Raw genomic sequence first — 13,353 nt, forward strand, 5'->3', positions numbered from 1 at the left:
CCAGTTCTGGATCGGTGGCACAAAAGAAAACGCCCCGAAGCGGGAGGCTCCGGGGCGTTTTGATTTCAGATCAGGTTAGGTCAGGCCAGGCTTAGTGGCTGTGGCCTTTGTCCCAATCTTCCTGCTTAGGCAGGGTTTCAAAGGTGTGCTCTGGCGGTGGGCAGGGCAGGGTCCATTCCAGCGTGTCAGCGTATTCGTTCCAGTAGTTGTTCTGGGTTACGCGTGCGCCACGCAGCAGCGAATAGATCACCACACCAAAGAAGAAGATGAAGGAGGCAAAGGACAGGAACGCGCCGTAGGACGAGATCTTGTTCCAGTATGCAAAGCCTTCGGGATAGTCGATGTAACGACGCGGCATGCCCTGACGACCCAAGAAGTGCTGCGGGAAGAAGGTCAGGTTTGCGCCGATGAAGAACATCCAGAAGTGGATCTGCGCGCCCAGCTCGGAATACTGACGGCCAGTCATCTTGCCGAAGTAGAAGTAGATACCCGAGAAGATCGCAAAGACCGCACCAAGGCTCATCACGTAGTGGAAGTGTGCAACCACATAATAGGTGTCGTGATAGGCACGGTCGACCGCAGCCTGTGACAGAACCACACCGGTCACACCACCAACGGTGAACAGGAACAGGAAGCCGAAGGCAAAGACCATCGGTGCCTTGAACTCGATGGAGCCGCCCCACATGGTTGCGATCCACGAGAAAACCTTCACCCCGGTCGGAACCGCAATCACCATAGTGGCGAGCATGAAGTAGGCCTGTTGGTTGAGGCTCATGCCGACGGTGTACATGTGGTGCGCCCAAACGACGAAGCCCAGAACACCAATCGCAATGATCGCCCAGACCATCGGCAGATAGCCAAACACCGGCTTGCGCGAGAAGGTGGCGATCACGTGAGAGATGATGCCAAAGCCCGGCAGGATCACGATGTACACTTCCGGGTGGCCGAAGAACCACAGGATGTGCTGATAGAGGATCGGGTCGCCGCCGCCTGCGGGGTCAAAGAAGGTGAACCCGAAGTTGCGGTCCATCAACAGCATGGTGATCGCGCCCGCCAGAACCGGCAGGGACAGAAGGATCAGCCAAGAGGTGACGAAGATCGACCAGCTGAACAGCGGCACCTTGAACAGCGTCATGCCGGGGGCACGCATGTTCAGGAAGGTGGTGATCATGTTGATCGCGCCGAGGATCGAGGAGGCACCGGAGACGTGCACGGCGAAGATCGCCAGATCCATCGAGAAACCGCCTTCCTTGACTGAAAGCGGCGGATACAGCACCCAGCCCACACCGGAGCCAAGCTGGTTGTTGCCACCCGGTGCAAAGACCGAGCACACCGCCAGCGCGGTACCGGCCACATACATCCAGAACGAAAGGTTGTTCATCCGCGGGAACGCCATGTCCGGCGCGCCGATCTGCAACGGCATGAAGTAGTTGCCGAAACCGCCGAACAGGGCCGGGATGACGACAAAGAACATCATCAGGATGCCGTGGCCAGTAATCAGCACGTTCCAGAGATGGCCGTTCGGGGTACAGGGGTCGGAGGCGAAGCCTTCCATACACATGTACTGAACACCAGGTTCCATAAGTTCGAGTCGCATGTAGACGGTGAATGCGACGGAAATGAAGCCGGTGAGCGCCGAAACGATCAGGTAAAGGATACCGATATCCTTGTGGTTCGTGCTCATAAACCAGCGGGTGAAAAAGCTCCGCTCGTCTTCGTGGCCGTGACCTTGAATGGCTGCGTCTGCCATTTGGGTGCCTCCTGTTAATACTCCTCAGAGACCGCACGAGAGATTCCCGGCGGCTCTGGACTCTTGCCGGTTTTAGAATGGCCTGCCCGGCCCTTCAATGGCGGAGTTTGATCTGGATCAAGAATAATTGTCGCGCCCCCTTGAGTTTTTTGCCGGCATTACGGTCGAATCCGGTCTACGCGATGCCCCGAACGTAGCGGTCGCGGTGGGCATAGACCAGTTGCTTGACCGCATCTGCAGAGACTGCGACACCCAAGCATGACGCCTGCGTTGGGCCTTTGATACGGAGAGAGTCGACCATGACCGCCTATGATGACGACAATATTTTCGCAAAAATCCTGCGCGGTGAGATCCCCTCCACCCGCGTCTATGAGGATGACGACACGCTGGCCTTCATGGATATCATGCCACGCGTTGACGGGCATCTGCTGGTGATCCCCAAAACACCTTGCCGCAACGTGCTGGATGCCAGCTCCGCGCAACTGGAGGCTGTAATCCGCACCGTGCAAAAGCTCGCACAGGCCAGCAAGGCTGCTTTTGATGCGGATGGGGTTACGATCCAGCAATTCAACGAGGCTGCGGGCGGGCAGGAGGTTTTCCATCTGCATTTCCATGTGTTGCCCCGTCACGAGGGTGTCTCTCCGCGTGCGCCGGGGCAAATGGGCGATATGGATGCAATCGCCGCCCACGCCGAGAAAATTCGCGCCGCGCTCTAAGGGCGCTGATCTCGCGACATTTCAAACAATTGAATGGAGGTCATAGTGGCCAAAATCGCACATAGTATGATCCGTGTCCTTGATGAGGCCGCCTCCGTGGCCTTCTACAAAGCGGCCTTTGACATGGAGATCGCCGACCGTCTTGATTTCGATGATTTCACGCTGATCTATCTGACCGCGCCCGAAGGCAGCTTTGAGTTGGAACTGACAATCAACAAAGCACAGAGCGAGCCTTATGAGTTGGGCAATGGCTATGGCCATTTGGCGCTGGTGGTTGAGGATCTGGAACATGCCCGCGCCAAGGTCGAGGCGGCCGGTGGCACGCCGCGTGATATCGTGGATTTTCGCCCCGCCGGAGAGCGTGTCGCGCGGTTCTTCTTTGTTGCGGACCCTGATGGCTATCAGATCGAAGTGATCGAGGCAGGCGGGCGTTTCCGTTAAGGCACTCTATGAGGGCCGTCACCGCGACAAAGAAAAAGGGCGCTTCGGGCGCCCTTTTTGCTGTCGTTTTTTGCAGCAAGCTGCGGTGTCAGTCGACGTCCTTATAGGAAATCTCACGCGAGTCTGCGCCTTCGCCCATCTTGTCGCGGCGCACGATCAGGCGGTTAAGTGCGTCGATATAGGCCATGGCGGAGGCCACAACTGTGTCGGTGTTGGCGCTGTCGCCGGTGGCGATGACGCCATCTTCTTCGAGGCGCACAGAAACCGTCGCCTGCGCGTCAGTGCCTTCCGTGACCGCATGTACCTGATAAAGCTGCAGATGCGCGGCGTTGGGGTGGATCTTGCGGATCGCCTTAAAGGTCGCATCCACCGGACCGTCGCCCTCGGCGGTTTCTGTCACGTCCTTGCCGTCAACCTCCATCTCGACAGTGGATTCTGCCGGACCACCGGTGCCGCAAACCACCTTCATCGAGACCAGTTTCAGATGATCATCCTCATCGCCGCTGGTGCGCATAAGCGCGATAATGTCGTCGTCAAAGACTTCTTTCTTGCGGTCGGCCAGCTCCTTGAAGCGAACGAACAAGTCCTTGAGCTGGTTGTCCCCGATCTCGTAGCCGAGATTGGTGAGCTTGTCGCGCAGCGCCGCGCGGCCCGAATGTTTGCCCAAAGGAAGCGAAGTCCCCGCAAGACCCACGTCCTCGGGGCGCATGATCTCAAAGGTTTCCTTGTTCTTGAGCATGCCATCCTGGTGAATGCCGCTCTCATGAGCAAAGGCGTTCTTGCCGACAATGGCCTTGTTGAACTGCACGTTGAAACCCGAAACCGTGGCGACACGGCGCGAGATATGCATGATCTTCTTGGTGTCGATCCCGGTCTGGAACGGCATGATGTCGTTGCGCACCCGCATCGCCATCACCACCTCTTCCAGCGCGGTGTTACCTGCGCGTTCGCCCAAACCGTTGATGGTACATTCGATCTGGCGTGCGCCCGCTTCGACAGCTGCCAGCGAGTTTGCGGTCGCCATGCCAAGGTCGTTGTGGCAGTGGGTTGCGAACACAACTTCATCCGCGCCGGGCACGGTTTCGATCAGGCGGCGGATCAGGTCGGCGCTCTCGCGCGGGGCGGTGTAGCCTACCGTGTCGGGGATGTTGATGGTGGTCGCACCCGCCTTAATGGCGATCTCGATCACCCGGCAGAGGTAATCCCACTCGGTGCGGGTCGCGTCCATCGGCGACCATTGCACGTTGTCCACCAGATTGCGCGCATGGGTCACGGTGTCGTGGATGCGCTCGGCCATCTCATCCATGGTGAGGTTCGGAATGGCCCGGTGCAGCGGCGAGGTGCCAATAAAGGTGTGAATACGCGGCTTGGCGGCCTTGCGCACGGCCTCGGCGCAGCGGTCGATGTCCTTGAGGTTGGCGCGGGCCAGACCACAAATCACGGAATTCTTGGAGCGTTCTGCGATCTCGCTCACGGCCTTGAAATCGCCTTCGGAGGCGATCGGAAAGCCTGCCTCGATAATATCGACGCCCATATCGTCCAACAGCTCGGCAATTTCAAGCTTTTCATCATGGGTCATGGTGGCGCCGGGGCTCTGCTCGCCATCACGCAGGGTGGTGTCAAAAATGAGAACGCGATCCTGCGGGTTCACGGTGTCGGTAATGCTAGTCATGTCAGATGTCTTTCTTGCTCTGATCCCCGGGGACGTCAGGCGTTTTGTTCGGGGGGTAGGGTCCAATCCTTGGCGCGCATGCACATCCTCTGAGCGGGCGCGCCGGATGGCACGCTCAGAGGCGGATTAGGAGCAGTAGGCCACGCGAAAGCGCGCTGCAGGTGGCAGCGTCGGCAATCTGGATATGCGGATACGTGGTCATGGCCTGAGTTATACAGGCCATGAGGCGAATGAAAAGGGACAAATTTCTCTGCGCTGCAGCGACCGTGGTGTGCTGAGACTTCGGTTGGATTTGGATATTTATAAGAAGTTGAAAGCAAAGAGTGGAATTCCCCGCGCATCACGCCAGTTATGCCGGTCATGACACGGCTTATATTAGTATTGGGCGACCAGCTGTCCGAAGGATTATCAGCGCTAAAGGCGGCTGATCCCGCACGCGATGTGGTGGTCATGGCCGAAGTGATGGATGAGGGCACATATGTGCCGCATCACCCCAAAAAGATCGCTCTGGTTCTGGCAGCGATGCGCAAGTTTGCTACCCATTTGCGACAGCAGGGCTGGCAGGTGGCCTATCGCCGTCTGGATGAGGAGGGCGCTGACAGCATCGTGGGGGAGCTGTTGCGACGGGCCGAGGAATTTGACGCCTCCGAGGTGCTGGCGACCACGCCCGGCGAGTGGCGGCTGATCCGCGCGCTGAAATACGCACCTCTCAAGGTTCATTTCCACGCGGATGATCGTTTTCTGGCGACACGCGCGGATTTTGCCGATTGGGCAGCGGGGAAAAAGCAGCTCCGGATGGAGTATTTCTATCGCCTGATGCGCAAGAAAACCGGCCTGTTGAGGGAGGGGGACGACCCCGCCGGCGGCAAGTGGAACTATGATTCCGAGAACCGCAAAGCGCCACCAAAGGAGATCGACCATGCTGGCCCGCCCCGGTTTGAGCCAGATGACGACGTCAAGGACGTGCTGGATCTGGTCGAGGCACGGTTTGGCAAGCATTTTGGTGAGTTGCGCCCGTTTTGGTTTGCCACCACCCGCGATCAGGCGCTGGAGGCGCTGGCGCATTTCATCACCCATGCCCTGCCGCAGTTTGGTGATTTTCAGGACGCGATGATGACGGATGAGCGCTGGCTCTATCATTCGATCCTGTCGCCCTATCTGAACATCGGCCTGCTGTCACCGCTTGAGGTTTGCGAGGCCGCACAGGCAGAATGGCAGGCGGGGCGTGCGCCGCTCAATGCGGTGGAGGGGTTCATTCGCCAGATCCTGGGCTGGCGCGAATTTGTGCGCGGCATCTATTTCATCGAGGGCGAGGATTACCCCAGCCGCAACGCGCTGGGTCAGACGCGCGCCTTGCCATCGCTCTATTGGGGGGCGGAAACCGAGATGCATTGCCTGTCGCAAGTGGTGCGGCAAACACAAGAAGAAGCCTATGCCCACCATATCCAGCGGTTGATGGTGACCGGCAATTTTGCCTTGCTGGCCGGGATCGATCCCGCCGAGGTGCACGACTGGTATCTGGCGGTCTATGCGGATGCGTTTGAATGGGTGGAGGCCCCCAATACGGTCGGCATGAGCCAGTTTGCCGATGGCGGCATCATTGCCTCCAAGCCCTATGTGTCCAGCGGAGCCTATATCGATAGAATGTCCAACTATTGCGCCAGTTGCGCCTATAAGGTGAAGCAGAAAACGGGCGAGGGGGCCTGCCCGTTCAATCTGCTTTACTGGCATTTTCTGAACCGTCACCGGGATCGGTTTGAGGGCAATCCGCGTATGGGCAATATGTACCGCACGTGGGATCGGATGGACGCTGACAAGCGGGATGTGATCTTGCAGGAGGCCGAGGCGTTCCTTGCCAAACTGGAGGCGGGCGAAAAGGTTTAGCGGGTCTTGCTCATCCAGAACTTGCGCCATCTGTCTTCTGTCTCGGGCGACAGCTCGGCGAGCGCCAGGGCATTCGGTGCCAGTTTGGGCAAATCCTTGGCGAGTTTGTCAGGCGTGCGCGCCGAGCGTTCCATCATATCGAGCGCGATGTTGGCCCAGACATTGCGCCCCTCCGGCGTTGGGGCGGCAAAGGCGCAGAGATAAGCGAGATAACCAAACTCCGTGCCGCGCCCAAGCCCGTGGCGCACTGAGTATGCTTTTGCTTTTAGTCTCAGGGACAAGGGTTTAGGCGGCTCATTTATTGTGGGTAACTTTTGAACAAGTTCCAGGTTCACAGCCCGCCCATGCGGAAACATAACATCAAAGCGCCCATGATACACATGCCGCATATAGTTTGAATATTGGCTCACCGTATCGTTGGCAAAGTGGAATTCCTGCGCGTTTTTCGACAGAAGTGCGCCGAGGTATGTTTGTTCGAAATTGTCAATAATTGGATCGTTTACCGGCGATTTATGCGGCTCTAATGATTGATTTATGAAATAAATTTCTGCCGGGGTCAGGCCTAAAATCCCCGTGTTCAGGACTTCGGTACTGCTATGAATATGGGCCTCAAGCGCGGTGCCTTTGCAGGCGTCAATGATGGGCGCCCAGTCCGGGCGCCCCGCCAGCCAGCCGTCGCGATCATAGAACAAGGGCACCTGCGCCGTGATGCGCTCGGTCATCTCACGGGGAGGTGCCTTAAACGCAGTGTCCGTTGCCACCCAGCAGACCGGGGCGGTGCTTTCTGAAAGGGTTAGTTTGAGCGCATGAAGCTGCGCCCGGGCAGACCTGCGCCCGGCGTCCGTCCATTGTGCGATTTGATCGGCTGACAGGATATGATGGCGCACAGGCAGATCCGGGCGGCGATTGGCCTCATCGCACATCAGCAGGATCTCCACCCCCTCCAGCCCCTGTTTCAGGGCGGAGAGGATGCTGTAAGAGAGCTGCTGTTGTTGGCGCAGCGCGCGCCCAAAGACAAGATAAAGGAGCGTGGCCATGCGAAAGGTTAGTCGCTGCCGCCTTCAGTTTCAGCCGGTTGATCGGCTGAGGATTTCAGCGCGCCATTCTCCCAAGTGCCGGAGGCCTCTTGGCCAGAGGCGTAACGCATGGTGCCCGGCCCCTGACGTTTGGAATCCACGAAATTGCCCTCGTAGATGTCGCCATTGGCATAAGTGGCAATGCCCTTGCCACTGATCTTGCCCTCGGACCATTCGCCCTCATAGCTGAAACCATCGGGACGGGTGATTTTACCGGTGCCATGGCGCTGACCATTTGCAAACTCGCCTTCATAGATCGAGCCATCCGCATAGGTCACTTTAGCCTCGCCGTGGCGCAGGCTGTCTTTCCAGCCGCCCTCGTAGCGGTAGCCTTCGGGTGAGGTCATCACGCCTTGACCGTCGTTCTTGGCGTTTTTGAAACTGCCTTCGTAGATTGCGCCATTTGCATAGGTGGCTTTGCCTTCGCCCTCAATGACGCCAGCGACCCATTCGCCCTCATAGGTGGAGCCATCGGGGTAGGTGATTTTGCCGGTGCCATGGGCCAGATCATCGCGGAAATCGCCCACATAGACCGATCCGTCGGGATAGGTCACCTTGCCTTGGCCTTCGATCTGCCCGGCCTGCCACTGACCAGTGTAGATATAGCCATCGGTGCCAGTGAATGTCCCCTGACCCTGCCGCAGGTCATCCTCAAACCGGCCTTCATACTTATCGCCATTGGCATAGCGCAGGATGCCTTCGCCATGGCGGCGGCCATTGACCAGCGGTCCCTCGTAGACGTCGCCGTTGGGTTGGGTCAGCGTGCCGGTGCCGTTCATCTGATCGTCAGCCCATTCGCCCTCATACTTCAGCCCGTCCGGCATCACCAACGTGCCAAGCCCGTCGAGCTTGCCGTCCTTGATGCCGCCCTGATAGGTGGTGCCATCGGGATAGGTGATTTTTCCGGTGCCTTCTTTACGGCCCTCAATCCAATCGCCTTCATACTGATAGCCGCCGGGGTTTTGCATAATGCCGCGGCCATGATGCTTGGCGTTGACGAATGCGCCCTCATAGCGCACGCCATTGGCGTAGATCGCGATGCCTTGGCCGTTGATCACGCCGTTTTGCCATTCACCCTCATAGGTGCCGCCATCGGCAAAGGTGATCTTGCCCAGACCTTCGGGTTTGCCCTTGGAGAAATCCCCCTCATAGACGGAGCCATTGGGAAAGCGCGCGATACCTTTGCCGCGAATTTCGCCATCGACCCATTGGCCGGAGTATTCATAGCCATTGGGCAATTTATAAGTGCCCTGACCATGTTGCAGCCCGCCCTTGAACTCCCCCTCGTAGACGCCGCCGATTTCGTCCTGGGTGGTCAGGACCTGTCCGTCCTGTGCAAATGCGGGAGTCCCGACACCCGCAGCGGTCAGCGCCAGCAGGGAAGTCAGGATAAGTGTGGAGCCGATGCGGATCATGGAAACCTCAGTTGCCTCAAGTTCTTCGAGAGCTGCCTGGAAATTGGGTTGCTTGACCGCGAACCTATGTCAGCGGCGATCTGGTCGCAACGGTTTTGCCCCCTTAGGCTTTCCCTTCGGCGGGGATCTGATACATGGCTGGGTAAGAGATGAATTCGAGGACCCGTAAGATGGCCGATAGTTTTCGCATCACGCTTGCGCAATTGAACCCGACCGTTGGCGATTTGGCTGGCAATGCCGCCAAGGCGCTCAGCGCATGGCAAGAGGGGCGCGACGCCGGGGCTGACCTTGTGGCGCTGCCGGAGATGTTCATTACCGGCTACAATACGCAGGATCTGGTGATGAAACCGGCCTTTCATCAGGCCGCGATTGCCGAGGTGGAGGCACTGGCCGCAGCCACGGCAGAGGGTCCGGCGCTGGCGATTGGCAGCCCGTGGGTCGAGGATGGCAAGCTTTTCAACGCCTACTTGATCCTGAAGGGTGGCAAGATCGCGTCCAAATGCCTGAAACACCACCTGCCGAATGAAACGGTGTTTGACGAGGTGCGGATTTTTGATGCCGGGCCGTTGGGCGGGCCATATTCCGTTGGTAATACCCGTATCGGCAGCCCGATCTGCGAGGACGGCTGGCATGAGGATGTCGCCGAGACGCTAGAAGAAACCGGTGCCGAGTTCCTGCTGATCCCCAACGGTTCGCCTTATTATCGCGGTAAGATGGAAACCCGTTACAACCACATGGTGGCCCGCGCGGTCGAAACCGGCCTGCCGGTGATCTACCTCAACATGGTGGGCGGTCAGGACGATCAGGTCTTTGATGGTGGGACATTTGCGCTCAACCCGCATGGCGCATTGGCGGTTCAATTGCCGGTCTTTGACGAATGCATCGCGCAGCTCGATCTGGAGCGCACGGCCGATGGCTGGCGCATCAAAGAGGGCGAGAAGGCGCATCTGCCCGATGCATGGGAGCAGGACTATCGCACCATGGTGCTGTCCTTGCGCGACTATATGGGCAAGACCGGGTTCAAGAAAGCGCTGCTTGGCCTCTCGGGTGGTGTGGACTCTGCCATCGTGGCCGCGATCGCGGTCGATGCGCTGGGCGCGGAGAACGTGCGCTGCGTCATGCTGCCCTCGGAATATACCTCCAAGGACTCGCTGGAGGATGCCGAGGCGGTCGCCAAGGCGCTGGGCGTGCATTACGACTATGTTCCGATTTCCGAAGGGCGCAAAGCAATCACCAACACGCTGGCACCGCTTTTTGCGGGGCGTGACGCGGATCTCACCGAGGAAAACATCCAGTCCCGCCTGCGCGGACTGTTGTTGATGGCAATGTCCAACAAATTTGGCGAGATGCTGCTGACCACCGGCAATAAATCCGAGGTCGCGGTGGGCTATGCCACCATCTACGGCGATATGAACGGCGGCTATAATCCGATCAAGGATCTCTACAAGACACGGGTCTTTGAAACCTGCCGCTGGCGCAATGCCAATCACCGGGACTGGATGATGGGCCCCTCGGGCGAGGTGATCCGCCCCAATGTCATCGACAAGCCCCCCTCAGCCGAGTTGCGCGAAGACCAAAAAGACAGCGATTCCCTGCCGGACTATCCCGAACTGGATGCGATTCTCGATATCCTTGTGGATCAGGACGGATCTATCGCGGATTGCGTCGCCGCAGGCTTTGAGCGCGACGTGGCAAAACGGGTCGAGCACCTGCTTTATATCAGCGAATACAAGCGCTTTCAGTCCGCACCCGGTGCCCGCCTGACCAAGCGCGCCTTCTGGCTTGATCGGCGCTATCCGATTGTCAATCGCTGGCGTGATCCCAGCTGAAAAAACGCTGCGGCGCATTCGGAAAACAAGGTGGTTCCGGCCTTGATTGAGGCCGGAAGAACACAGGCCAGAGGAACTGGCCGACAGAGCCTTATACGCGGCTAGACCCGCTCTTCGCCCACGGACTAGAACTGACCCATGCCCGGACCACAGCTGCCTCATTTCAATTCGGACCGCGTGCTGCCAAACGCGGTTGATGTCGTCGTGATCGGCGGTGGAATCGTTGGCGCATCCACGGCGCTGGAACTCGCTGAACGGGGCCATTCGGTGCTATTGTGCGAAAAGGGTCAGATTGCGGGCGAACAAAGCTCACGCAATTGGGGCTGGGTGCGCATGTCGCAGCGTGACCCCCGCGAGATGGAACTGATGACCCATTCCCAGCGCATCTGGGAGGGACTCGACGCACGTACCGGCTACGCGACGGGCTATGCTAAACGCGGCATCATGTTCACCGCAGGCAGCCGCAAGCGCGAGGCGGAGTTGTTGGCCTGGGCGGAGCATCTCAAGGCGATTGGCGGTGAAGGCCATATGCTGCGCGGCGCGGCGCTGGAGGCGCTGACACCGGGCTATGGCCATCGGTTGCGTGCGGGCTTTCACACGCCGCAGGACGGTTGCGCCGAACCGCAGATGGCCACGCATGCAATTGCTTCGGCTGCGCGCGACAAAGGGGCCGTGGTGGTCGCTGGCTGTGCTGTGCGCACACTGGATGTGGAAGCCGGGCGCATTCGGGGTGTTGTCACCGAAAAGGGCCGCGTGACCGCAACAGCTGTGGTGGTAGCGGGCGGGGCCTGGTCGCGCCTGTTCCTGCGCAACGAGGGCATCTTCCTGCCACAACTCAAGGTGCTCAATTCCGTGATGCGCCTCTCTCCGGTCGAGGGTGTCCCTGAAACCGCGCTCTGGGCGGCGGGCTTTGGTCTGCGCAAACGCGCTGATGGCGGCTATACCGTTGCCTCGGGCGGCGAAAACACCTTTGACATCGTGCCCGACACGTTCCGCATCGGGCACCGCTTTATTCCGGCCTTTCTGCAGGATGTCACCGCCCTGCGGTTCCGCCTCTCCAACCGCTGGCGCATTGAGGCCCGCGAGGCCCGCCCCTGGACAGGGCAGGACCGTACCGCCTTTGAGGAAACCCGCGTGCTTGACCCTCAGCCCTCGCAAAAGGCGCTGCGCCGTGGGCTTGTGGCGGTGCGCGATGCCTTCCCGGCACTGGAAAAGGCCGATGTCACTCAAAGCTGGGGTGGCCTGATTGATGTGACCCCGGATGAAATTCCGGTGATCTCCGAAGTACAGGCCCGCCCCGGCCTGTTTGTCTCTACGGGCTACAGCGGGCACGGCTTCGGCCTTGGACCCGGTGCCGGGCGGCTCACTGCGGATCTGGTGACGGGGGACGCGCCCATTGTGGACCCGCGCCCCTTCCGCCTGAGCCGCTTTGGGTCTTAACCCATCATCTGATAGCTGACCGGGACAAACCTGAACCCGTCGCCCCGCGTCTCCACATAGCCCGCAGCCGGGAACGGCATATGGTAGCCGATCATTGGCGTGCGGCTGTCTGCCAGCATTGAGAGCACCCGCCGCCGCGTTGCCGAGGCCGCATCCTTGTCGGTGTCGAAACTGGTCTGCCATTCGGGATGGGCAAAGGGGAACACATAGTGATTGGCCAGATCCGCTGTCAGCAGCAGTTGCTGCCCGCCGCTCTCGATCATGTAGACCATATGCCCCGGCGTATGCCCAAAGGCCGCCATGCCGGTCACCCCGGAGGCCACCGTGCCGCCATCCTCGATAAAACTCATCTTCTCGGCCTGCGGCGCCACCTTGGCCCGCACCCGATCCGCCCCGCCATTGCCCTCGGGCAGGCCGGTCCAGTGGTCATACTCCCGCGCCGCCGTCACGTAGCGCGCATTGGAGAATGTCACAGCGCCGCTGTCATCCGTCATGCCGCCGATGTGGTCGCCATGCATATGGGTCAGCACCACCACGTCGATCTCCTCAGGGGTTACCCCTGCATCTGCCAGCGCCGATGTGATGCCGCCCGCGTTGAGGCCTGTGTCGAACAGGATTTTCTCCGCGCCGGTATCAACCAGCGTCGGGGTGAAATAGAACTGCGCGCTGGTGTCTGAGATGAAATTCTCCTCAGCGACCTCTGCAAACGCCTCATCCGAGGCCCCGCCGCCAAAAATATCTTTCACCCCATCGCGCCCGGTGCTGCCCGCAAGCAGGCTGTGCACGGTATAATCGCCAACCTTGAAGGCGCGGGCATGCAAGGGTTTCATGGCACCCCCTTCGCCAGCGGCCCGCAGGGGCGCAGCAACACTGGCGGCAATCGGGGCGGCGGCGGCACCGGCCAGCGCGGCACGGCGGGATAGCTTTAGTGTCATCCTCTTGGTCTCCCTGTTGAGTGGTATGATCCAAGCCTAGCGCGCTAGCCCGCAAAGTCCCCTGAAGCCCGATCACGAATGCGTGGGAGCACCACACCGCCTTCAACTTCTCCCAAATATCCCCGCCGGAGGCCGCGCCCCGACAGGGGCGCATCTTTGCAGCGACAGACGCGAAAACTGGACAATTCCGCGCGC

At 59.5% G+C, this 13,353-nt stretch carries 10 protein-coding genes; 5 read left to right on the plus strand and 5 right to left on the minus strand.

Going from position 1 to position 13,353, the window contains the following annotated elements; genetic code table 11:
• Positions 1-91 precede the first annotated feature (91 nt).
• Positions 92-1,750 (minus strand): cytochrome c oxidase subunit I, encoded by a 1,659-nt coding sequence (locus tag K529_RS02420; RefSeq protein ID WP_005618669.1) that lies wholly within the window; start codon positions 1,748-1,750, stop codon positions 92-94.
• A 299-nt stretch (positions 1,751-2,049) separates the two neighbouring features.
• Between K529_RS02420 and K529_RS02425 the strand changes: the two genes are divergently transcribed.
• Together K529_RS02425 and K529_RS02430 are read left to right on the plus strand one after the other, a co-directional pair.
• Entirely contained in the window at positions 2,050-2,466 is a 417-nt protein-coding gene (locus K529_RS02425; RefSeq protein ID WP_005618671.1) for an HIT family protein, read from the plus strand.
• A 45-nt stretch (positions 2,467-2,511) separates the two neighbouring features.
• Positions 2,512-2,907 (plus strand): VOC family protein, encoded by a 396-nt coding sequence (locus K529_RS02430; protein WP_005618673.1) that lies wholly within the window; start codon positions 2,512-2,514, stop codon positions 2,905-2,907.
• Between the two features lie 88 nt (positions 2,908-2,995).
• On the opposite strand, the gene K529_RS02435 is transcribed toward K529_RS02430, so the two are convergent.
• On the minus strand, positions 2,996-4,579 hold the full coding sequence (locus tag K529_RS02435; RefSeq protein WP_005618676.1) for a 2-isopropylmalate synthase: 1,584 nt from the start codon (positions 4,577-4,579) through the stop codon (positions 2,996-2,998).
• Between the two features lie 360 nt (positions 4,580-4,939).
• Here K529_RS02435 and K529_RS02440 point away from each other — a divergent pair, with 360 nt between their 5' ends.
• Positions 4,940-6,463, plus strand: a complete 1,524-nt coding sequence (locus K529_RS02440; RefSeq protein WP_005618678.1) for a cryptochrome/photolyase family protein — start codon at positions 4,940-4,942, stop codon at positions 6,461-6,463.
• On the opposite strand, the gene K529_RS02445 is transcribed toward K529_RS02440, so the two are convergent.
• Entirely contained in the window at positions 6,460-7,500 is a 1,041-nt protein-coding gene (locus tag K529_RS02445) for a hypothetical protein (protein ID WP_005618690.1), read from the minus strand. The two genes, K529_RS02440 and K529_RS02445, sit on opposite strands and share 4 nt — an antisense overlap.
• 8 nt (positions 7,501-7,508) lie before the next feature.
• On the minus strand, positions 7,509-8,954 hold the full coding sequence (locus K529_RS02450; RefSeq protein WP_005618692.1) for an MORN repeat-containing protein: 1,446 nt from the start codon (positions 8,952-8,954) through the stop codon (positions 7,509-7,511).
• 170 nt (positions 8,955-9,124) lie between these two features.
• Between K529_RS02450 and K529_RS02455 the strand changes: the two genes are divergently transcribed.
• Together K529_RS02455 and K529_RS02460 are read left to right on the plus strand one after the other, a co-directional pair.
• Entirely contained in the window at positions 9,125-10,783 is a 1,659-nt protein-coding gene (locus K529_RS02455) for an NAD+ synthase (protein ID WP_005618695.1), read from the plus strand.
• 138 nt (positions 10,784-10,921) lie between these two features.
• Positions 10,922-12,223 carry an NAD(P)/FAD-dependent oxidoreductase gene (locus tag K529_RS02460; RefSeq protein ID WP_046002821.1) on the plus strand — a complete coding sequence of 434 codons (1,302 nt, stop codon included), beginning with the start codon at positions 10,922-10,924 and terminating at the stop codon, positions 12,221-12,223.
• On the opposite strand, the gene K529_RS02465 is transcribed toward K529_RS02460, so the two are convergent.
• Positions 12,220-13,158 carry an MBL fold metallo-hydrolase gene (locus K529_RS02465; protein WP_046002822.1) on the minus strand — a complete coding sequence of 313 codons (939 nt, stop codon included), beginning with the start codon at positions 13,156-13,158 and terminating at the stop codon, positions 12,220-12,222. The two genes, K529_RS02460 and K529_RS02465, sit on opposite strands and share 4 nt — an antisense overlap.
• Positions 13,159-13,353: the final 195 nt, after the last annotated feature.

The sequence above is a fragment of the Tritonibacter mobilis F1926 genome (genome assembly GCF_000376545.2).
Taxonomy (GTDB): domain Bacteria; phylum Pseudomonadota; class Alphaproteobacteria; order Rhodobacterales; family Rhodobacteraceae; genus Epibacterium; species Epibacterium mobile.